This window comes from uncultured Allobosea sp. (genome assembly GCF_945956895.1).
In the GTDB taxonomy this organism is placed as follows: Bacteria; Pseudomonadota; Alphaproteobacteria; order Rhizobiales; family Beijerinckiaceae; genus Allobosea.
The window spans coordinates 24,005-45,912 of sequence record NZ_CAMFJF010000019.1 but is presented as its reverse complement, the minus strand read 5'-3'; the positions used below and the strand labels follow the sequence as shown (position 1 = coordinate 45,912).

Sequence of the window (21,908 nt, the reverse complement as noted above, 5' to 3'; positions counted from 1 at the left end):
CATGCGGCGCGTCACCTTGTCTCCACGCTCCGACTGGGTCGAGCAGGTCGAGCGCCTGGGCTTTGCCTTCCATACGATCGACGGCGAGACCTATTGGGACGAAAGCGCCGCTTTCGCCTTCACGCTCGAGGAGATCGAGCGCGATATCGAGGGGCCGACGGATGCGATCGAGCAGCTCTGCTTCGCCTTCATCGAGACGGCGCTCGACCACGAGGAAGCGCTGACCAAGCTCGCGATTCCCGCCGAGCACTGGGACTATATCCGCGAGAGCTGGAAGCGCGGCGAGCGCAATCTCTATGGCCGACTCGATCTCGCCTATGACGGGCGGGGGCCGGCCAAGCTCCTCGAATACAATGCCGATACGCCGACCGCGCTCTTCGAATCGAGCGTCGTGCAGTGGGACTGGCTGGAACAAGCGATGGCGCGCGGCGCGATCCCGAAGGGTAGCGACCAGTTCAATTCGTTGCATGAGCGCCTGATCGCGGCCTTCAAGGGCCTGCGAGAGCCGTCGCCCTACCGCCTGCACCTGACCTGCGTGCAGGGCAGCCCCGAGGACAAGGGCACGGTCGATTACCTCACCGATTGCGCCGTGCAGGCCGGGCTCGACGCGCGCTTCACCTATATCGAGGAGCTCGGGCTGCTCAGCGACGGACGTTTCTGCGACGGCGCCAACCAGCCGATCGAGACCTTGTTCAAGCTCTATCCCTGGGAATGGATGTTCCGCGAGAGCTATGGCAAGGCGCTCGCCGGCTCTGGCTGCCAGTTCATCGAACCGCCCTGGAAGGCGATCCTGTCGAACAAGGGCCTGCTCGCCTGCCTCTGGGAGATGGAGCCCGGCCATCCCAACCTGTTGCCGGCCTTCTTCGAGGGCGATCCGCGCTGCGCGACGCTCTCAGGCAAGCATGTGCGCAAGCCGCTCTATTCGCGCGAGGGCGCCAATGTCACGCTCATGGAGCGCGGCCGCGTGCTGGACAGCGATGACGGACCCTATGGCGCCGAGGGCCACATCCTGCAGGATGCCGCGACCAATCTGTTCTCCGCTGAGGGCAAATACGCCGTGCTCGGCTCCTGGCTCGTCGCCTCGCAGGCCTGCGGGCTCTGCGTCCGCGAGGATGCCTCGCCGATCACCAAGAATACGTCGCGCTTCCTGCCGCACTATATCGAGCCCTGAACGCGCGACATGACCGCGCCCCGATCTGTGCTAGCCTTGGGCTCCGATACGCCTGTCGACGGAGCCTGCCATGTCTGCAACAGCCTCAACGCCCCGCGGTCTCGACCATCTCGTCATCGGCGTCCGTGACCTCGATGCCGCCTGGCACTTCTATGAGAAGCTCGGCTTCCGCGTCGGATCCCGCAACCGTCACCCCTGGGGCACCGAGAATCGGATCGTGCAGTTTCCCGGCTCCTTCCTCGAGTTGGTGACGATCGCCGACGATGCCGCCATCCCGCCCCATGGCGAGCGCCGCTTCTCGTTCGGCGCCTTCGTGCGGGAGGCGCTGGCGGGGCAGGGCGAGGGGCTCTCCATGCTGGTGCTGGAGAGCAAGGACGCCAAGGCCGATTCTGCGGCCTTCAAGGCACTAGGGATCGGCGATTTCGAGCCCTTCTTCTTCGAGCGCCGGGCGAGGCGCCCGGACGGCAGCGATGTCCGCGTCGCCTTCGAGCTGGCCTTCGCCGCCGATTCGCGCGCCCCCGAATGTGGCTTCTTCGTCTGCCAGCAATTCGAGCCACAGAATTTCTGGAACCCCGAGTTCCAGCAGCACCCGAACGGTGCGACCTCGCTTTCCGCCGTGGTGATGCTGGCGGAGGAGCCCGCCCTCCACCGCAGCTTCCTCTCGGCCTTCAGCGGCGGTGCCGAGGTGCTGGAGGGCAATGAGGACTACGTCCTCGCCCTGCCGCGCGGGCGCATCGACGTGCTCGATCCCGAGGCGGCGCAGGGCGCCTATCTCGTCGAGCCCGATACGACGCCGGCCCGCTTCCTCGGCTTCTGCGTCTCCGTGCCCGACCTCGAAGCCGTGGCAGAGCGCCTCACCGAGAATGAAGTGTCATTCCAGCGTGGCGAGGAGCGGCTCTTCGTGCCAGCCGAAGAGGCTTTCGGCTGCATGGTGGCGTTCGAGCAGGGGTAGGGCGCGCTGATTTCTGACGGAACCACGCCGTCATCCCGGACAAGCTGCGCAGCAGCGCCGATCCGGGATCCATCGTAGAGCTCCGGAGCCCTCCGATGGATCCCGGGGCAAGCCCGGGATGACGGCGGTGGTTCCGCGGAGAACTGCCGGCGTCAACCCTTCGCCTCGACCGGCGGCAGCGAAGCCAGCAGCCCGATCAGGGCACGGTCATGCAGCACGACCATGCGCTCCTTCGGCTTCAGCCAGATCGCGGCGTCGTCGACCGTCTCGGCATCGACGAGCTTGGCCTGCGCCACGGCGCGGTCGGGCTCGATCTCGCCACGACGGCGCGACTGGCCATAGGGCAGCATCAGCTCATGGGCGTGACGCAATTCGGCATCGCCATGGAGCGCCTTGATCGCGTCTGCATCATCATAGCCGGCCTTCTCGAACTCGGCCTGCAATTCGTTGGCGCGGGTGGCGATCGCGGGCGGGGCGCCTTCCTCCGGCGTCATCAGGAGCTTGTGACGCTTGAGCCAGAGGCCGATGGCGAGCTGACCCGAGGCCCAGGAGAGCGGGATCGCCAGCACGAGACCGACGATCGTCGGCGACATCCAGGCAAAGAGCGAGGTCGCGATCATGAAGGCCGAGAGGCCGGTGACGACGCCGAGCACAGTGTGAGTTCGGTGACGGCGGATGATGTCCTTGAGCGGGATAGAGCCGTCGTCTCGCCGCTGCGGGTTCCAGCCGGTGTCGCGGCCGAGCAGGATCTGGAAGACCGAGCCGGACTGGATCAGCATCATGATCGGCGCGAAGAAGGCCGAGAACAAAACCTCGATCAGCGCCGAGACGATCAGGCGGATCGCGCCGCCGCCGGCCTGTCGGAGCTTGGTGTTGAACAGCGTCAGCAGGAGGCCGAACAGCTTCGGCGCCAGCAGGATCGCCATGGTGATCGCGAACAGGCGCAAGGCGCGCTCGGGGTCGAAACGCGGCCAGACCGGGAAGAGCGTGAATTCCTGCGTGAAGTACTCGGGCCGCGCGTAGTTGACCTGCAGCACGATCAGGATGCCGACCACGAGCTGCATCAACCAGAGCGGCGAGGCTAGATAGCCCATGATGCCGGTGGCGAAATGCTGGCGCGTCGGCAGGATGAAACCCTTGGCGCCCATGATCCGCGAATGCTGGAGATTGCCCTGGCACCAGCGCCGGTCGCGCACGGAGATGTCGATCAGCGAGGGCGGGCTTTCCTCATAGGAGCCCGTCAGGTCCGGCAGCATGTAGACCGACCAGCCGGCGCGGCGGATCAGCGCCGCCTCGACGAAATCGTGGCTCAGCACATGCCCGCCGAAGGGTGGCTTGCCCTTCAGGTCCGGCAGGCCGCAATGATCGGCGAAGGCCCGCGTCCTGATGATCGCGTTATGGCCCCAGTAGTTGCCGTCGCGGCCGGACCACATGGCAAGGCCCGTCGCGATCACCGGCCCGTAGACCCGTGCCGCGAATTGTTGGAGCCGCGCGAAGAAGGTGTTGCGGTTGATGATCAGCGGCAGCGACTGGATGATGCCGGCGTCGGGGTCGTTCTCCATCGCGGCGGCGAGGCGCACGATGCAGGTGCCGGTCATCAGGCTGTCGGCGTCGAGCACGACCATGTGCTCGTAGAGCCCGCCCCAGCGTGTGACGAAATCGGCGATGTTGCCGGCCTTGCGGTGGTGGTTCTTCGGCCGGTGTCGGTAATAGACACGGCTATTCGGTCCGAGCCGCTCGCGCAGCGCCAGGAAGGCGCGCTCCTCCGCCACCCAGACATCCGGATTGGTCGTGTCGGAGACGATGAAATAGTCGAAATGGTCGCCGAGCCCTGTCGCCTCGACTGATTCGCGAATCGCCGCCACCGCCGCGAAGATGCGCGCCGACGACTCGTTGTAGATCGGCATCACCACGACGGTGCGGTGTTTCAGGCTTTCCGCCCGGTCCGCCCGGCCGGCGCCGAAGAGCACGCCGAAGAAACCGAGCAGCGCGCTGGTGAAGGCGAGCGCGATCCAGGAGAAGTTGATCGTGAACAGCACAAGCAAGGCGTACTGCAACGAGGTCGTGCGGCTGACCGACACGACATTGTACATTTCCCAGGCGCCATAGGCGGTCAGCGCGAGCCCGCCGCCGAAGACGAAGAGGCGCTTCAGCCAGGGCGTCTTCCAGTTGGCCGGCGCGGCCGGCATGCGGCGATCCGAAGCCTTCCAGCTCCGGAACGACTGCACGGGCATGACGAGCGGCTCTTCGGGAGGCGTAGCCGGCTCGCGGGCCGCGCTGTAGCTGCGCTGTTCCGTTTCCATGGCGTCGCGGCGGGTTGCCGTTACCAGGTCCATCGATTCAACCAGGTCTCAGAGACGGGCTGACCGCCCGATTGCAGGACGAGCCGGAGCTCGGAGAGATTATCGTTGCCGGGGTCGACCTCGAAGCCCACCCGCATCAGCTTGCGCTCGGGATAGGGCCAGAGTCTGACATTATGCACGGCGCCGGGCTGGGCCGTGATCGTCGCCCGCGTCGAGGCGACGAGGGCGGCGTCCGCGAGCTTGTCGCCGGTGAAGTCGATGACGAAGCGCCGGCGGCGCCCCTGTGAGCCCTTGCCCTGCCGGGTGCGCGTCGCGATTGCCAATGGCGGACGCTCCGGCGGCTGCCAGCACCAGGCCTGGCGATAGCTCAGCGAGGTCTCGCTGCCGGCCGCGAGCGGCTGCTTCGGCCGCCAATAGGTGATGATGTTCTTGTTGACCTCGGAATCGCTGGGTATCTCGATCAACTGGACCGAGCCCGCGCCCCAATCGCCGAGCGGCTCGTTCCAGACACTGGGCCTGAGCTCGAAGCGCTGGTCGTCGTCCTGGAAGGCCGCCGGATCGCGCTCGCGCTGGACCAGGCCGAAGCCCTTGGGGTTCTCGTCGACGAAGGAGGAGACCTGCAGGGTCGCGGGATTGTTGACCGGCCGGTAGATCCACTCGCCGCCGCCCGACTGCATCTGCACGCCGGAGACCTCGCCGATCGAGGGGCGGATGTCGTCGAAGGCGCGCCGGCTCTGCGGACCGGAGAGGAAGGTCGCGCTGGTGCAGCCGAAGCCGACATGGTCCAATGCCTGGCGCGCGAACAGCGTCATCTCGACATCGATGAAGGTGACGTCGCCCGGGCGCAGCGTCATCCGCACGGCGCCGGCGACGCTCTCCGAATCGAGCAGGCCGTGAATCACCAGCGAGCCCACGGCGGGGCTCGGACGCTCGATCCAGAACGCCCGGAAGAAGGGCAGTTCCTCGCCGCGCGTCTCGCCCGGGCGCAGAATCAGCGCACGCGCCATCGCGCCGAAATTCTGGCCGCGCGCCAGGGCGCGGAAGAAGGTGCCGCCCTGGAAGACCGCGACCTCGAAGGGGCGTTCCAGCCCGGCCGCGATCCGCATGCCCGAGAACTGCAGGTCGGCATTGCCCGTCGGCGGTGCGACACGCCCATAGTCGAACTTGCTACGATCGAAGCCGATGCGGCGCACCGTGCCATCCTCGATCGTGAACAGGCTGACGGGATTCGAGAAGACGAAGCCGCGATGCAGCGGCTCGAGCGTGAAGCCGCGATTCTCGCCGGCCCAGACCGTGGCGCCCGGCTGCATCCGAATCCCGGCATATTGATCCGCGGGCAGGGCGGTGTAGCCCTCCGGCAGGTCGTTCGTGGCCAGCGGAATCAGCGGGCGCTGGGCCAGGGCCCTGGCGGCATCGACGACTGCCGCGGGGTCGAAACGCTGTCCGTCCACGAGCGTGGGGATATTGAAGGAAGCCGCGCCCGTCGGGGCCTGTGCCGCGGCAGGCCCGGCCAGCGAGAGCAGCGCTGCGCCGCCAGCGGCGCCTTCCAGAAACTGCCTACGATTCAAGGGTTTCGACATGGGATCCATACTACGCGGGCGACGCCCTCGCCCTTCGCGCTTCTAGAGCATTTCCAGTTCGCCTGAAAAGCCTTTCCGATCGGGAAGATGCACGCCTTTTGGAGGGTGCGATCTTTCGAAATCAGGCCGGAGCAAACCTGTCGCGAGAGCCGCCCCCGAAAGCACCTTGCGCTGCGATTGAACTTTGCCAAAAGGCGAGCGGATCGGCTATCCACGGCGCCTGCAACGCCAGCATGCGTGAATGCGACAGTGATGCGCGGGCAGTGGTGCAACCATGCCCTGCAAGGGAAACGAGAAACATGACCGAAATGCAGCCGGCCCGATCCTGCCTCGCGATCGTCCTGGCCGCCGGAGAGGGCACCCGCATGAAATCGCGGCGCCCCAAAGTGCTCCATGCGGTCGCTGGACGGTCGCTACTAGGCCATGTGCTCGCGGCGGTCTCGGAAGCCGGCGCCGACGACGTCGCCGTCGTGATCTCCTCGGAGCGCCCCGAGGTAGGCGAGGAGGCGCACAGGCTTGTTCCGCATGCGCAGATCGCGATCCAGCACGAGCGCCGGGGCACGGCGCATGCGGCGCTCGCGGCGAAGGCTGCACTCGCCAAGGCTCATGACGATGTTATCATCGCCTTCGGCGACACGCCGCTTGTGCGCCCGGAGACCTTCGCGGCCCTGCGTCAGGCCTTGTCGGGCGGGGTTGCTGTCGCCGTGCTTGGCTTCGAGGCGAAGGATCCGACAGGCTATGGCCGGCTCGTCGAGAATGACGGCCATCTCGAGGCCATTGTCGAGCACAAGGACGCGACGCCGAAACAGCGCCGCATCACGCTCTGCAACGCAGGCCTGATGGCGCTCTCCGGCGAGCACGCCCTGTCGATCCTGGAGGCGATCGGCGACGACAATGCCCAGCGCGAGTTCTACCTGACCGATGCGGTCGAAGTCGCCCGCGCACGCGGGCTCGACGCGGTCGCGCTGCGGGCGCCGGAGAACGAGGTTCAGGGCGTCAACGATCGTGCCCAGCTCGCCGCCGCGGAGGCTGAATTCCAGCGCCGCAAGCGCCTCGCCGTCATGCTCGGCGGCGCGACGCTGATCGCACCCGAAACCGTCTTCTTCAGCTACGACACCGAGATCGGTTGCGATGTCGTGGTCGAGCCGAACGCCGTCTTCGGGCCGGGCGTGCAGGTTGCCGACGGCGCCGTGATCCACGCCTTCTCGCATCTGGAAGGAGCCCGGATCGGTCCCGATGCCAATATCGGCCCGTTCGCGCGGCTGCGGCCGGGAACAAAGCTGGCCGAGAAAGCGAAGGTCGGCAATTTCGTCGAGGTGAAGGCGGCCGATATCGGCCCCGGCGCCAAAGTCAACCACCTCACCTATATCGGCGATGCCTCGGTGGGCGCGGCGGCGAATATCGGCGCCGGCACGATCACCTGCAACTACGACGGTTTCAACAAGTCGAAGACGACGATCGGCGCGAATGCCTTCATCGGCTCGAATTCGTCGCTGGTGGCTCCGGTGACGATCGGCGAGGGCGCCTATATCGGCTCCGGCTCGGTGATCACCGACGATGTCGCGCCGGACGCGCTCGCCATCGGCCGCGGCAAGCAGGTCGAGAAAGAAGGCTGGGCGAAGTCGTTCCGCGCCGCCGCTGCGGCCCGGAAAGCCGCCAAGAAGGCGGCCGAATAGCACGGAATCGTGGCGGTTCGGGCCATTCGCCGTTCACAGTTCGTCATGTAGATTGATTGGGCACGCGCGCCGTTCGCGGCTATGCGCTTTGCCGACAACAACGGCTTGAGGGGGTGACCCATGTGCGGCATCGTCGGGATTCTGGGCAAGGAAGCGGTCGCGACGCAGGTCGTCGACGCACTGCGCCGACTGGAGTATCGCGGCTACGATTCAGCAGGTGTCGCGACGCTGGAAGGTGGACAGCTCACCCGCCGCCGTGCCGAGGGCAAGCTCAAGAATCTCGAAACCCGCCTGTCGAGCGAGCCGCTCGAGGGCCTGATCGGCATCGGCCACACCCGCTGGGCCACGCATGGCAAGCCCAACGAGACGAATGCCCATCCGCATGCGACCGCGAAACTCGCCGTCGTCCATAACGGCATCATCGAGAATTTCCGCGAATTGCGCGCCGGGCTCCAGGCCGACGGCTACGTCTTCGAGACGGAGACCGATACCGAGATCGTCGCCCATCTCGTCACCCGCGAGCTCGACCGTGGCAAGAGCCCCGTCGATGCAGTCGCGGCCAGCCTGCCGCTTCTGCGCGGCGCTTTCGCGCTCGCCTTCCTGTTCCAGGGTGAGGAAGACCTGCTGATCGGCGCCCGCAAAGGCTCGCCGCTGGCGGTCGGCATCGGCGACGGCGAGATGTATCTCGGCTCGGACGCGCTGGCGCTCGCGCCCTTCACCAATCTCATCGCCTATCTCGAAGAGGGCGACTGGGTCGTGCTCCATCGCCGTGGCGCGACCTTCTACGACCGGACCAACACACAGGTGGAACGCCGCGCGCAGCGCGTCGCTGCCGGTGCTTTCCTGGTCGAGAAGGGCAATCACCGCCACTTCATGGCCAAGGAGATCTACGAGCAGCCGGAGGTCGTCGGCCATACGCTGACGCAATATCTCGACATGGCCGCCGGCAAGGTGCGCCTGCCCTTCGGCGACAAGATCGACTGGAAGGGCCTCTCGCGCCTGACGATCAGCGCCTGCGGCACGTCCTACTATGCCGGCCTCATCGCGAAATACTGGTTCGAGAAGCTGGCGCGCCTGCCGGTCGAGATCGATGTCGCCTCCGAGTTCCGCTATCGCGAGGCGCCGCTGCCGGAGCAGGGCCTGGCGCTCTTCATCTCGCAGTCCGGTGAAACCGCCGACACGCTGGCTGGGCTGCGCTACGCCCGCCAGAATGGGCAGGCCATCCTCTCGGTCGTCAACGTGCCGACCTCGACGATCGCGCGCGAGAGCGACGCCGTCGCGCAGACGCTCGCCGGCCCGGAGATCGGCGTCGCCTCGACCAAAGCCTTCGTCTGCCAACTCGCCGTGTTCGCCGCGCTCGCGCTTGCTGCGGCGCGTGCCCGCGGCACGCTCTCGGCCGAGGAGGAAGCCGGCCATGTGCAGCATCTGATCGCGCTGCCCGGCCTGATCGCCAGGGCGCTGGAACTGGAGCCCGAGATCGAGAAGCTCGCGCGCGAGCTCTCCAAGGCCAAGGACGTGCTTTATCTCGGCCGCGGCACCAGCTTCCCGCTGGCGCTCGAAGGCGCACTGAAGCTCAAGGAAATCAGCTATATCCATGCGGAAGGTTATCCGGCGGGTGAACTCAAGCACGGGCCGATCGCGCTCATCGACGAGGACATGCCGGTCATCGTCGTAGCCCCGCATGACGCGCTGTTCGAGAAGACGGCGTCCAATATGCAGGAGGTCGCCGCGCGCGGCGGCCGGATCATCCTGATCACCGATGCCAGGGGCGCCGCCGAAAGCGGCATCGAGCCCGAGGCGACGATCATCATGCCGGACATGGACCCGACCTTCGCGCCGATCGTCTACGCCCTGCCGATCCAGATGATCGCCTACCAGACAGCGGTTTTCATGGGCAAGGACGTCGACCAGCCGCGCAACCTGGCGAAATCCGTCACGGTGGAGTGACGGCGGGCGGGTTTGCCGTCATTCTCGGGCTTGCCCCGAGAATCTCCGCCCGACGGAGGCGCTAGAACCTCCTCATCATGAGATGCTCGGGTCAAGCCCGAGCATGACGCGCTCCGTCAGCCCTCCGGCCGGGTCGAAACGTAAAGACCCGCGCCGACCAGACACAGCGCCGTCGTCGCCAAAGCGACCGGCGGCGCACTTGTTTGCGTCAGCAGTGCGAAACTCAGCGCCATCGAACCGCAGGCCAGATATTTCGCTTGCCGCGCGATGGCGCCGGTCTCGCGCCAGCGCAGGACATGCGGGCCCAGCCTCGGATGGCCGACGAGCCAGGCCTCGAATCGCGGCGAGGATTGCGAGAAGCACCAGGCTGCCGCGATCAGGAAGACGGTGCCGGGCATCAGCGGCAAAATGAGTCCGACCGCGCCGAGCCCGGTAAAGACCCAGCCCGCGGCGAACAGCAACGGCCGCGACCATCGGCGTCGCGGCTGATCGTTCTCGCTCACGGCCCTATCCTTGCTTGCCCGAAATGCGGGGATGGCGGATGCCGCCGCCTCGCTTATCTTTGTCATATCGCGGCGCGATACGGCGTCCGCAAGGGAATTGGAGATCGCAGCGGTGGGGTGGGACAACGAATGACAGCCGGCCCACCCGATCCCCGGCTCATCCTGCCCACGGAAATCCTGCGCCCGACCTGGGGCGCGCGCCTGCGCCGCTATTTCCTGACCGGGCTGGTCATCGCTGCGCCGCTCGCCATCACCGCCTCGGTGACCTGGTGGTTCATCAACTTCATCGATGGGCTGGTGAAGCCGCTCATCCCGAATTCCTACCTGCCCGATGCCTATCTGTCCTATCCGGTTCCCGGATTAGGCCTCATCATCGCGCTGGTCGGGCTGACGCTGCTCGGTTTTCTCACGGCCAATCTCGTCGGCCGCTCGCTGATCAATGCCGGCGAGGCGATCCTCGACCGCATGCCGGTGGTGCGCAGCCTCTACAAGGGCGTGAAGCAGGTCTTCGAGACGATCTTCTCGCAGTCCGGCACCTCGTTCCGGAAGGTCGGTATGGTGCAGTTCCCACAGCCGGGCATGTGGTCGATCGTCTTCATCGCCCAGGAGGCGGCGCCCGAGATCGCCGGGCGCCTGCCGGATGGCCAAGAGCCTGGCGACGAGCAGATCGGTGTCTTCCTGCCTTGCACCCCGAACCCAACCACCGGCTTCTTCTTCTACCTGCCGCGGCGCGAGGTCATCGAACTCTCGATCTCGGTCGAGGACGGCGCCAAGCTGATCATGTCGGCCGGGCTGATCCAGCCCGGCGATCAGAACGGCAAGCCGAAGCTGGACGTGAAGCCCCCGGTCAGCGCTTGAGCGGCACCCAGATCTCGACGGTGCCGTTACCCGTCGCGCCGTCGAAGCGCTCGTCCATGCGCTCAAGCGTGACACCCATCGCTGGCTCGCGCCCCGATTTCGGGAGCCAATCCTGCCAGATCGCCTTGTAGGTCTGGGCGATGCCGGTGATATGGCCGCGATGCTCGAACACGGCGCAGAGCTGCTCCGGCACGCTCAGCCGTGCGAACTCGTCGCTGAGATCGCCGAAGGACGAGACTTCCGCCCCGGCGATATAGTCGAAGGCGCCGCTGTCGTCGCAATTATAGCTCGCGCCATAGGCGACATAGCCGCGCTGGCCGGGGATATGGCCGAAATGCGGGGCGATCTTCTGCCAGAGCAGCGGGATGCCTTGCGTCTTGTCCATCGAGAAATGGCCACTGAAACCGGCGATCAGCACCGGCTTGCCGGTGACGATGCGCGGCTCGGCAATGGGAGCAGGGGTGATGTCATGCATGTTCAGCGACTCCACGAGAGCGAGCGAAGAGAGGTCGCGCCGGGCGCGTAGCTCTTCCGGCGTGAGGCCGAACTGCTCGCGAAAGGCGCGGGTGAAGGCTTCGTGGGAGCCATAGCCCCAGTCGAGCGCGACCGAGAGGATATCGGGCGCGCCATCGGCGAGCTGGCGTGCCGCCTCCGACAGTCGGCGCTCGCGCACATAGCGCATCACCGAACGGCCGGTCGCCACGCCGAAGGCGCGACTGAGATGGAAGCGCGAGACGCCGCTGACCTCCGCGATCTCGTCGAGCGTGAGCTCGGCGGTGAAGCGGCTCTCGATGCACCAGATGGCTGCCTTGACCGGGTCCATGTTCTCTCCACGAAGCGCCGGCACCATGGCGGATGCGGGACGGCCGCGCTTGATCAGGATTGCTCTTGGTCTTGGCCGTCATTCTCGGGCGAAGCGAAGCGCGGACCCGAGAATCTCTTTCAGAAGGAGGCCTGGAGCCCCCGCGTCACAAGGTGCTCGGGTCAAGCCCGAGCATGACGGCGAGCTTTACCCCGCCCTGAGCAACCGGATCGCGACGTCGCGCTCGAACAGGTAGAGCAGCACCCTTATCGCCTGGCCGCGCGGTGTCTCCAGATGCGGATCGCGCTCGATCAGGAGCCGCGCGTCATCGCGGGCGGCAGCCAGCAGGTCGCCGTCGATCTCCGGCCGGGCGATGCGCCAGTCCGGCGAGCCCGACTGCTTGGTGCCGAGCACCTCGCCTTCACCGCGCAGGCGCAGGTCTTCCTCAGCGATGCGGAAGCCGTCCTCGGTCTCGCGCATGATTGTAAGGCGGGCTTCCGCGATCGGCCCGAGCGGCCCCTTGTAGAGCAGCAGGCAGGTCGAGGCGGCCGAGCCGCGCCCGATCCGCCCGCGCAACTGGTGCAACTGGGCGAGACCGAAGCGCTCGGCATGCTCGATCACCATGACGCTGGCATTGGGCACGTCGACGCCGACCTCGATCACCGTGGTCGAGACCAGGATGCGCGTCTCGCCCGCGACGAAGGCGGCCATGGCGGCGTCCTTTTCCCGGCCCGGCATCTGGCCGTGCAGCAGGCCGACCTTGTCGCCGAAGATGTCGCGCAGGGCGTCATAGCGCTCTTGCGCGGCGGCGACGTCGAGCGTGTCGGATTCCTGCACGAGCGGGCAGACCCAATAGGCCTGCGCGCCGCTCTCGACGGCCCGGCCGATGGCGCCGACGACCTCGTCATAGCGTTCGGACGAGATCGCGCGGGTGACGATCGGCTTCCGGCCCGCCGGCTTCTCGGAGAGGATCGAGATATCCATGTCGCCGAACCAGGTCAGCGAGAGCGTCCGCGGGATCGGCGTCGCGGTCATCACCAGCACGTCGACGGCCTCGCCCTTCGATCCCAGCAACAGGCGCTGATGCACGCCGAAACGGTGCTGCTCGTCGACCACGGCGAGCGCGAGATCATAGAAGGCGACGCCTTCCTGAAAGAGCGCATGGGTACCGACTGCGATGTCGATCGAGCCATCGGCCAAACCGGCGAGTACCTGCTTACGGCCGGCGCCTTTCTCGCGCCCGGTCAGCAAAGCAAGCTTCAGCCCGGCCTTCTCGGCCAGCGGCGCCAAGCGCTCGGCGTGCTGGCGGGCGAGGATTTCGGTCGGCGCCATCAGCACCGATTGCCGTCCGGCCTCGGCGGCGGCGGCCATCGCCATCAGCGCGACCACTGTCTTGCCGGAACCGACATCACCCTGAAGCAGCCGCAGCATCTTCTCCGGCCTGGCCATATCGGCGTGAATATCAGCGATGGCCTTGCGCTGGCCCTCGGTCAATTCGAAGGGCAGGGCGGACTGGATACGGAAGCGCACCCCCCCGTCGCCGGTGGTGGCACGCCCCGCGATCTTCTTCTGCTGGCGGCGCACGAGGGCGAGGGCGATCTGGCTCGCCAGCAATTCGTCATAGCCGATACGTCGCCGCGCGACCGTGTCGCCCTCGGCGGCCTTCCGATCGACCGGGTGATGCAGCGCTTCGACGGCTTGATGGAACGAGGGGAAATCGCTCTTGGCGAGGAAGGCCGGGTCCTGCCATTCCGGCATCTCCGGGCAGCGCTCGGCCGCCGCCTGCACGGTCCGCATCATCATGCGCTGGCCGATACCCTCGGTCAGCGGATAGACCGGCTCGAAGGCCGGCAATGTCGCCGCGAGCTTGGGATCGAGGATGCGCTCGGGATGCACCATCTGGCGCATGCCTTCCCAGAGTTCGAGCTTGCCGGAGATCAGGCGATAGGCGCCGATCGGCAGGGTCTGCACCAGATGCCGGGAATCGGCATGGAAGAAGACGAGCGTGACGTCGCCGGTCTCGTCCTCGACGATGATGCGATAGGGCGCCTTCTTGCCGGCGGGCGCCGGACGATGCTCGCTGACGCGGGCAGTGAAGGTCGCGACATCGCCGATCGGCGTATCGGCGATCGAGGGGCTCGGCCGCCGGTCGACCGCGCCGGTCGGGAGCTGGAACATCAGGTCGACGACGCGCGCCGGCCTCGTCTCGTCGCCAAGAAAGCGGTCCAGCACCTTGCCGAGCTTGGGCCCGACGCCGGCAAGCGTCGTGACGGGGGCGAAGAGCGGATCGAGGATCGAGGGGCGCAAGACGTCTCGGCAATTGTCAGGAGCGCGAAGATCACAGCGGCTGCACCGCTGACTTCGCCGGGTTGCATCGCTATATAGCCTGCTCAGGCAGGCTCCGCGACGGGGCCGGCCCGTTCGTCATTGCGCCATCCCCCAGGTTTTAGGACCTGGTGTTTTCTTGCCGAGGTTCCCATGTCCGGTTCGACCCGCTCCAGCGCCGATCTCGACCCGCGCCGCCGCAAGATTCTGTTCCGTGCCTGGCATCGCGGCATGCGCGAGATGGACCTGATCATGGGCCGCTTCGCCGACGATGCCATTGCCGGCTTCAGCGGTTCCGAGCTCGACGAGTTCGAGCGCCTGATCGAGGTGCTGGACCGCGACCTGCTGAGCTGGGTAACCGGAGAGGCTCCCGTTCCGGCGAACTACGACACGGACCTGTTCCGCAAGCTTCGGGCATTCCACCATCACGACAAGCCGATTCATGTGTGAACACTGGTCAAGTGCGCGCTGTCATCCCGGGCGTAGCGAAGCGTAGACCCGGGATCCATTCCGGAACGCCGCCGATAGAGGTTCAGGCATGGATCCCGGATCGGCGCCGCTTCGCGGCTTGTCCGGGATGACCTCAGATAATTGAGAAAACGACGACTTCGATGAGCATTCCTCCTCCCAGCCAGATCGCGAAGCCCCAACTTGACCGCCTGCTCGACGCGCTGAAGCGCGGCGACAAGCCGACGCTTGCCGGCGTGCCGGATGGGTTCGACGCCGTCGTCCTCGCCGACCTGACCCGCGCCCGTGCCAAGAAAGCCGAGGGGCCGGCGCTGCTCGTCTTCATCGCGCGTGACGGCCAGCGCCTGCAGGTGCTTGAGAACGCCCTGCAATTCGTCGCACCCGACCTCGAGGTGATGAGCTTCCCGGCCTGGGACTGCCAGCCTTATGACCGCGTCTCCCCGGCACCGGCCATCGTCGCGCACCGGATGACGACGCTATCGCGGCTCGCCAAGACCAAGTCGGGCGACCGGCCGCGCCTGCTCTTGACCACCGTCAATGCCGCGCTCCAGCGCGTCCCGGCTTTCGGGAAAGTGGCGTCGGAGAGCTTCTCGGCAGCGCCGGGCAACATGGTCGATATCGAGGAGCTGGCGCGCTGGCTCGACATCAACGGTTACTTACGCACCTCGACCGTGCGCGAGACCGGCGAATTCGCCGTGCGCGGCGGCATCGTCGACCTCTTCCCGCCGGGCATGCCGGCGCCGATCCGGCTCGACTTCTTCGGCGACACGCTGGAATCGATCCGCACCTTCGATCCGGAGACGCAACGCACCACCGGGCAGTTGCGCGGGCTCGATCTCGTGCCGATGTCCGAAGCGCAGATGACGAGCGAGAGCATCCGCCGCTTCCGCCAGTCCTATATCTCGACCTTCGGCACGCCCGGACGCGACGACACGCTCTATGAAGCGGTGAGCGAAGGCCGACGCCCGGCCGGCCTGGAGCACTGGCTGCCGCTGCTTGCCGAAAAGCTCGACACGCTCTTCACCTATCTACCCGACGTGCCGCTGGTGCTCGACCATCAGGCCGAGGATGCCGTCGGCGAACGCATCAGCCTGATCAAGGACTATTACGACGCCCGCAAGGCCGCGCTGGAGCAGGGCGGGGGCGGCGGCATTCCCTATAAGCCGCTGCCGCCCGACGCGCTCTATCTCTCGCCGGCCGACTGGCGCGCGGTGATCGACATCTCGGGCGTCGCGACGCTCACGCCGTTCCAGCTCCCCGAGAGCGAGGGCAAGCTCATCCTCGATCTCGGCGGCAAGCATGGCCGCAGCTTCGCGGCCGAGCGTGCGGGCGATTCCGGCAGCGTCTTCGAGGCGGCCGTCGCCCATGTCCGCGCGTTGGAGGCCGACGGCAAGCGTGTGATCCTCGCCGCCTGGTCGGAAGGCTCGCGCGAGCGCCTTGCGCATGTGCTTGAAGATCACGGGCTGAAGAGCGTCCAGATGACCGGCTCGCTGCGCGCCGCCTTCGATCTCAAGCCCGGCACGGTCGCGCTCGCAGTCTGGGGTTTCGAGACCGGGTTCGAGGCCGGGCGCCTCGCCGTCATCGGCGAGCAGGACATTCTGGGCGACCGGCTCGTGCGTCCCCGCCGCAAGACCAGGCGCCCGCAGGATTTCATCGCGGAGCTGTCCTCGCTCGCACCGGGCGATCTCGTCGTTCATGTCGACCACGGCATCGGCCGCTTCATCGGCCTGCAGACGATCACGGCCGCCGGCGCGCCGCATGACTGCCTCGAAATCCATTATGCCGGCGATTCCAAGCTCTTCCTGCCGGTAGAAAACATCGAGCTTCTGTCCCGCTACGGCTCGGAGGACACCGAGGTTCAGATCGACCGGCTCGGTGGCGGCGGCTGGCAGGCGCGAAAAGCCAAGCTCAAGCAGCGCATCCGCGAGATGGCGGGCAAGCTCATCCAGATCGCGGCGGCCCGCGCGCTCAAGGATGCGCCGCGCCTCGTCCCGCCGGCCGGCGTCTACGATGAGTTCATCGCCCGCTTCCCCTATGAGGAGACGGAGGATCAGCAGAACACCATCGATGCCGTGCTCGACGATCTCGCCGCCGGCCGGCCGATGGACCGGCTCGTCTGCGGCGATGTCGGCTTCGGCAAGACCGAGGTCGCATTGCGCGCCGCCTTCGCCACCGCGCTCAACGGCAAGCAGGTCGCGGTTGTCGTGCCGACGACGCTGCTCGCGCGCCAGCACTATCGCAACTTCGCCGATCGCTTTGCCGGCTTGCCGGTCAATGTCGGGCAGGCCTCGCGCTTCGTCGGCAGCGCCGATCTCAAGGCGGTGAAGCAGGGCGCCAAGGACGGCACGATGGACATCGTCGTCGGTACGCATGCGCTGCTCGGCAAGGGCGTCGACTTCAAGGATCTCGGCCTCGTCATCGTCGACGAGGAGCAGCATTTCGGCGTCGCCCATAAGGAGAAGCTGAAGGAATTGCGCGCCGAGGTGCATATGCTGACGCTCTCGGCGACTCCGATCCCGCGCACGCTCCAACTCGCCATGACCGGGGTTCGCGAGCTCTCGATCATCGCGACGCCGCCGGTCGACCGCCTGGCTGTCCGTACCTTCGTCACGCCCTTCGACCCGCTGATCGTGCGCGAGGCGCTGCTGCGCGAGCGCTACCGGGGTGGCCGCAGCTTCTATGTCGTGCCGCGCATCGAGGACATCGCCGAGGTCAAGGACTTCCTCGACAAGCAGGTGCCCGAGTGCAAGGTCGGCATCGCCCATGGCCAGATGGCGGCCGGCACGCTGGAAGACGTGATGACGGCCTTCTACGAGGGCCAGTACGACATCCTGCTCTCGACCACGATCGTCGAGTCGGGCCTCGATATCCCGACCGCTAACACGCTGATCGTCCACCGCGCCGACATGTTCGGCCTCGCCCAGCTCTACCAGCTCCGGGGCCGCGTCGGCCGCTCGAAGACGCGCGCCTATGCGCTCTTCACCGTGCCGGCCAACCGCAAGCTGACCGAGCAGGCCGACAAGCGCCTCAAGGTCCTGCAATCGCTCGATACGCTCGGCGCCGGCTTCCAGCTCGCCAGCCACGATCTCGACATCCGCGGCGCAGGCAACCTGCTCGGCGACGAGCAGTCCGGCCATATCAAGGAGGTCGGCTACGAGCTCTACCAGCAGATGCTGGAGGAGGCTGTGGCGGCGCTCAAGGCCGGCATCGAGTTCGAGACCGAAACACAATGGTCGCCGGCGATCCAGGTCGGCGCGCCCGTCATGATCCCCGAGCACTACGTCGCCGATCTGACGCTGAGGCTGACGCTCTACAAGCGCCTCTCGACCATGGACGACGATGCCGAATTGCAGTCCTTCGGCGCCGAGCTGGTCGACCGCTTCGGCCCGCTGCCGGAGGAGGTCAACCAGCTGCTGGAGATCGTCGCGATCAAGGCGCTCTGCAAGCGCGCCAATGTCGAGAAGGTCGAGGCCGGGCCGAAGGGCATCATCGTCGCCTTCCGCAACAACGAGTTCGCCAATCCGGAAGGGCTGGTGGGCTTCGTCGCCAAGCAGGGCTCGCTGGCGAAGGTGCGTCCCGACATGCGCGTCGTCTTCATCGACGATTTCGAGACGGTCGAGCAGCGGCTCAAGGCGACGCGCCGGCTGCTGACCGACCTCGCACGGATCGCCGAAAGGAAGAAGGCGGCCTGAGCGGGGGCCTCACGCAGTACGTCATTCTCGGGCGGAGCGAAGCGCAGACCCGAGAATCTCTTGCAGGAATGGGCGCGTTTTCGTCCTGAGATGCTCGGGTCAAGCCCGAGCATGACGGCCTGTGGGATAGCGTTCCATCGTCATTGCGAGGAGCGGAGCGACGAAGCAATCCAGGGGGCTTGGGTCGAAGCCTTTCACCCAGTCCTCTGGATTGCTTCGCTTCGCTCGCAATGACGGCTTGGTTCCCGCGGCCCTTTACAGATCGAAGAACACCGTCTCGTTCTCGCCGGCGAGGTTGATGTCGAGCCACCATGTCCCGTCCGGCTTGCGCTGGGCGACCAGGGTGTGGCGGCGCGCCTCGGGCACCAGATTGAGGATCGGATCGGTCTCGTTGCCCTCGCCATCGGCGAAATAGAGCCGGGTCGGCAATCGCTTCAGCAGGCCGCGGCCGAAGACCGAGAGCGCGATATGCGGCGCCTGCAGGCTGTTGCCGGGGCCGGGCACGCGGCCGGGGCGGATCGTGCGGAAGCGGAAGACGCCGTCCTTGTCGGTCGAGGCACGGCCGAAGCCGACGAAATGCTGGTCGAGCGCCACATCGGCGCGATCGTCGTCAGGGCTGGCATAACGGCCTTTGGCGTTGGCCTGCCAGATCTCGATCATCGCGTCCTCGATCGGCTTGCCGTCGGCGTCGTAGACGCAGCCGGCGAGCGCGATGACCTCGCCCTCTGGCGTGCCCGAGACATTCGAGGCCGAGAGCAGGAAATGCTCCGGCGGCATCAGGTCGGGGCGGGCGCCCATATCGGAACGGCCGACCAGATCGGCGCCGCCCTTCCAGGGCAGGCCGTAATGGAAATAGGGGCCGACCGTCTGCCATGGCGTCTGGCCGAAGATCGACGGGTCCTGGCTGTCCTGCCGCGGCGCGGCGTTGCGGCTCTCCAGATCAGTGATTGCCAGATCAGTGGTCGTCGTCATGGTCGTCCTCGAACGGCGTCTGGTCGCGGCCCTTGAGCACGATGTCGAAGACATAGCCCAGCGCCCAGTTCGGCTCGGTGGTGCCGATATCGAAGCGCGAGACCATGCGCTGGCGATAGGGCATCGGCACAGCATTCGCGATCGGGTCGATCTCGATCAGCGGGTCGTCGGGGAAATACATCTGCGTGACCAGCCGCGTCGCGAAGGCCGGGCCGAGCAGCGAGAGATGGATATGGGCCGGGCGCCAGGCGTTCTTGTGGTTGCCCCAGGGATAGGCGCCGGGCCGGATCGTGACATAGCGGTAGCGGCCTTGCTCGTCGGTGATGACGCGGCCGACGCCGGTGAAATTCGGGTCGAGCGGCGCCGGCCAGTCGTCCTTGGCGTGGATATAGCGGCCGGCGGCATTGGCCTGCCAGATCTCGACGACGGTGTTGGGCACGGGCCTTCCGTCCTCGTCGAGCACGCGGCCGGTGACGACGATGCGCTGGCCCTGCGGCTCGGCCTTGTGCTGGGTGGTGAGATCGGCCATCGCCGGGCCCATCAGGCGCGACCAGTCGGTCGGCCCAGTGACCTCGGTCAGCGTCTGCGGGATCGCGATCGGGGCCAGGCGCGGGCTGCGCGCGACGGTCGAGCGGTAATCCGGGGAGAGCGCGGCCGGCTGCCCGGCATCGAGCCCCGCATAGGGAAGGATCAGGCTGCTCATCGTGAAGGTCCTTTCACGGACATGGCGCGTCGCTCCTCAGCCATGGCTCGGCGCGGGAACGCTGATCGGGCGTGCCAGCCTCGATTGCGCGGTGAGGCGGATGCCGGCATTGGCGGCGCCATAGCCGGTATAGCCATCGCGCTGGACGATCTCGAAGAACAGGCCGCCATCCAGCGTCTGGGTATAGGCCTGACGGAACGCGCCGCCGGCATCGCTGTCATAAAGGATGTTCAGCGCCTTCATCGCGTCGATCTCCTCGCCCGTCAGGTCCGAGCGGGCTTCGAGGTCGTCATAGTAGTTCTCGGGAATGGGTAGCATGGCGACGCCGTTCGCAACCAGCCGCTTCACGGTCGCAGCGATGTCGTCGGTCGCGAAGGCGATATGTTGCACGCCGGAGCCGAAGAAATCGGTGATGAACCGAGCCGAGAGCGTGCGATGGCTCTGCGAGCCGTTGAGAATCAGGCGCAGGCCGTGGCCGTTGCGGCCATCGAGGCCGCTTTCGATCACCTGGCTCTGGACCACGCCGCCCGGATCGAGCACGGCCTGGCTCGGTGTCTTCCGCGTCTCGAACAGCGAGGAATAGAACAGCAGCCAGGTCAGCATCTCCTCGTACTGCATGCTCTGCGAGACATGGTCGACACCGGTGAGCCCGGCATCGTCCGAGACCTCGCCCGTCGCCTCGAAATCGACCTCGGCCCAGCGGCCCAGCGCCGAGGCCTTGTCGAGGAAATAGAGCAGGCTGCCGCCGAGCCCGCGCACGGCGGGGATGTCGAGCTCATCCGGCCCGATCGCGCCGGCATGAGGCACGTCGAGCAGGGCGGTGGCGCGGGCGATCGCGGCCTGTGCATCGGGCACGCGCAGGGCGAGCGCGCAGACCGAGGTGCCATGGGTGATCTGATAGCTATGGGCGAAGCCGTCGGCCTCGCTGTTCAGGACGATGCGGATATCACCCTGGCGCCAGAGATCGACATCCTTGGAACGATGCGCGCCGGAGCGCGCGAAGCCGAGCGCCCGCAGCAGCCGCTCGAAACCGGGTCGCTCGGCCTCCGACACCGAGAACTCGATGAACTCGACCGCTTCGACCGGGGCGGGTGGCGGCATCGGTACGGCGCCAGGCACCGGCTTGCCGACTTGCCTTGCGGTCTCGTCGAGCAGCCAGATCAGCGAGCGATGACCATCGAGCGCGACGGAGCGTGCCGAGCCGGCCCGGAAGCGGTCGTTGAAGATTTCAAGCGAGAGCACGCCGTCATAGCCGGTTGAGACCAGCGCGCGCATGAAGCCGGATAGATTGAGATCGCCCTGGCCCGGCAGGCAGCGCCAGTGCCGGCTCCAGGAAAGCGGATCCATCTGCAGCAGCGGCGCATCGGCCATCTGCACCATCGCGATCTTGTCGCGTGGGATCGTGCCGATCGCCGCAAGATCGAGGCCACGCGCCAGGATGTGGAAGGAATCGAGGATGATCCCGACTTCCGGCCGGTTGGCGCGGCGCACGATCTCCCAGGCGTCGCGATAGTCGAAGACATGCCGCCCCCAGGCCAGCGCCTCGTAGCCGACGCGCAAGCCCCGCCGTCCCGCACGCTCGCCAAGCTCGGCGAAATCGGCGGCGAGCCTGTCGATGCCGGGCAGGGCTTCCGGCGAGACGCTGGAGCAGACGAAGAGCAGGTCGGTGCCCAATTCCTGCAAGAGATCGAACTTGCGTTCGGCCCGGTCGAAGACGCGCTGGCGGCGGCCCTCGGGCATGCCCTCGAAATCGCGGAAGGGCTGGCAGGTCACGATGTCCAGCCCGTGATCGGCGCAGATACGCCGGACTTCCGTTGGCGAGCCGGGAAAGGCGATCAGGTCGTTCTCGAAGATCTCGACGGCCTTGAATCCGGCGGCCGCGATGGCTTCCAGCTTCTCCTGAAGCGAGCCAGAGACGCAGACGGTGGCGATCGATGGAATCACGGCATGCCTCCT

At 66.7% G+C, this 21,908-nt stretch carries 15 protein-coding genes; 7 read left to right on the top strand and 8 right to left on the bottom strand.

Going from position 1 to position 21,908, the window contains the following annotated elements; genetic code table 11:
* The first annotated feature begins 1 nt into the window (after window position 1).
* Window positions 2-1,171 (top strand): glutathionylspermidine synthase family protein, encoded by a 1,170-nt coding sequence (locus Q0Q02_RS12955; RefSeq protein WP_293810000.1) that lies wholly within the window; start codon window positions 2-4, stop codon window positions 1,169-1,171.
* 70 nt (window positions 1,172-1,241) lie between these two features.
* On the top strand, window positions 1,242-2,123 hold the full coding sequence (locus tag Q0Q02_RS12950) for a VOC family protein (RefSeq protein WP_293809998.1): 882 nt from the start codon (window positions 1,242-1,244) through the stop codon (window positions 2,121-2,123).
* A 152-nt stretch (window positions 2,124-2,275) separates the two neighbouring features.
* On the opposite strand, the gene mdoH is transcribed toward Q0Q02_RS12950, so the two are convergent.
* Together mdoH and Q0Q02_RS12940 are read right to left on the bottom strand one after the other, a co-directional pair.
* Complete coding sequence (gene mdoH / locus Q0Q02_RS12945) at window positions 2,276-4,426, bottom strand: glucans biosynthesis glucosyltransferase MdoH (RefSeq protein ID WP_293810037.1); 2,151 nt, start codon at window positions 4,424-4,426, stop codon at window positions 2,276-2,278.
* 20 nt (window positions 4,427-4,446) lie between these two features.
* Complete coding sequence (locus Q0Q02_RS12940; RefSeq protein ID WP_293809996.1) at window positions 4,447-6,006, bottom strand: glucan biosynthesis protein; 1,560 nt, start codon at window positions 6,004-6,006, stop codon at window positions 4,447-4,449.
* 308 nt (window positions 6,007-6,314) lie between these two features.
* Here Q0Q02_RS12940 and glmU point away from each other — a divergent pair, with 308 nt between their 5' ends.
* Both glmU and glmS read left to right on the top strand, forming a co-directional pair.
* On the top strand, window positions 6,315-7,682 hold the full coding sequence (glmU, locus tag Q0Q02_RS12935) for a bifunctional UDP-N-acetylglucosamine diphosphorylase/glucosamine-1-phosphate N-acetyltransferase GlmU (protein WP_293810035.1): 1,368 nt from the start codon (window positions 6,315-6,317) through the stop codon (window positions 7,680-7,682).
* Between the two features lie 120 nt (window positions 7,683-7,802).
* Window positions 7,803-9,629 carry a glutamine--fructose-6-phosphate transaminase (isomerizing) gene (gene glmS / locus Q0Q02_RS12930; RefSeq protein WP_293809994.1) on the top strand — a complete coding sequence of 609 codons (1,827 nt, stop codon included), beginning with the start codon at window positions 7,803-7,805 and terminating at the stop codon, window positions 9,627-9,629.
* 116 nt (window positions 9,630-9,745) lie between these two features.
* Here glmS and Q0Q02_RS12925 read toward each other — a convergent pair whose 3' ends face one another.
* Entirely contained in the window at window positions 9,746-10,132 is a 387-nt protein-coding gene (locus tag Q0Q02_RS12925; protein WP_293809992.1) for a YbaN family protein, read from the bottom strand.
* A 129-nt stretch (window positions 10,133-10,261) separates the two neighbouring features.
* On the opposite strand from Q0Q02_RS12925, the gene Q0Q02_RS12920 reads away from it, so the two are divergent.
* The gene (locus tag Q0Q02_RS12920; protein ID WP_293809990.1) at window positions 10,262-10,990 is read left to right on the top strand and encodes a DUF502 domain-containing protein; all 729 of its coding nucleotides are present in this window, start codon (window positions 10,262-10,264) and stop codon (window positions 10,988-10,990) included.
* On the opposite strand, the gene Q0Q02_RS12915 is transcribed toward Q0Q02_RS12920, so the two are convergent.
* Together Q0Q02_RS12915 and recG are read right to left on the bottom strand one after the other, a co-directional pair.
* On the bottom strand, window positions 10,980-11,813 hold the full coding sequence (locus Q0Q02_RS12915) for an AraC family transcriptional regulator (protein WP_293809989.1): 834 nt from the start codon (window positions 11,811-11,813) through the stop codon (window positions 10,980-10,982). The genes Q0Q02_RS12920 and Q0Q02_RS12915 overlap by 11 nt on opposite strands.
* A 186-nt stretch (window positions 11,814-11,999) precedes the next feature.
* Window positions 12,000-14,099: an ATP-dependent DNA helicase RecG gene (recG, locus tag Q0Q02_RS12910; RefSeq protein ID WP_293809987.1), complete on the bottom strand. Its 2,100-nt coding sequence runs from the start codon at window positions 14,097-14,099 to the stop codon at window positions 12,000-12,002.
* 171 nt (window positions 14,100-14,270) lie between these two features.
* On the opposite strand from recG, the gene Q0Q02_RS12905 reads away from it, so the two are divergent.
* The gene (locus Q0Q02_RS12905; protein WP_293809985.1) at window positions 14,271-14,567 is read left to right on the top strand and encodes a succinate dehydrogenase assembly factor 2; all 297 of its coding nucleotides are present in this window, start codon (window positions 14,271-14,273) and stop codon (window positions 14,565-14,567) included.
* A gap of 161 nt (window positions 14,568-14,728) precedes the next feature.
* Window positions 14,729-18,277: a transcription-repair coupling factor gene (gene mfd, locus Q0Q02_RS12900; protein WP_293809984.1), complete on the top strand. Its 3,549-nt coding sequence runs from the start codon at window positions 14,729-14,731 to the stop codon at window positions 18,275-18,277.
* A gap of 255 nt (window positions 18,278-18,532) precedes the next feature.
* On the opposite strand, the gene pcaG is transcribed toward mfd, so the two are convergent.
* The 3 genes from pcaG to Q0Q02_RS12885 are packed head-to-tail and all read right to left on the bottom strand — an operon-like array spanning window position 18,533 to window position 21,896.
* Entirely contained in the window at window positions 18,533-19,249 is a 717-nt protein-coding gene (pcaG, locus tag Q0Q02_RS12895; protein ID WP_367275032.1) for a protocatechuate 3,4-dioxygenase subunit alpha, read from the bottom strand.
* A complete protein-coding gene (gene pcaH / locus Q0Q02_RS12890) occupies window positions 19,233-19,952 on the bottom strand; it encodes a protocatechuate 3,4-dioxygenase subunit beta (RefSeq protein ID WP_293809982.1) in 720 nt (239 codons plus the stop codon). The genes pcaG and pcaH overlap by 17 nt, the downstream gene beginning before the upstream one ends.
* A gap of 36 nt (window positions 19,953-19,988) precedes the next feature.
* Entirely contained in the window at window positions 19,989-21,896 is a 1,908-nt protein-coding gene (locus Q0Q02_RS12885; RefSeq protein ID WP_293809980.1) for a sugar phosphate isomerase/epimerase and 4-hydroxyphenylpyruvate domain-containing protein, read from the bottom strand.
* Between the last annotated feature and the right edge of the window lie 12 nt (window positions 21,897-21,908).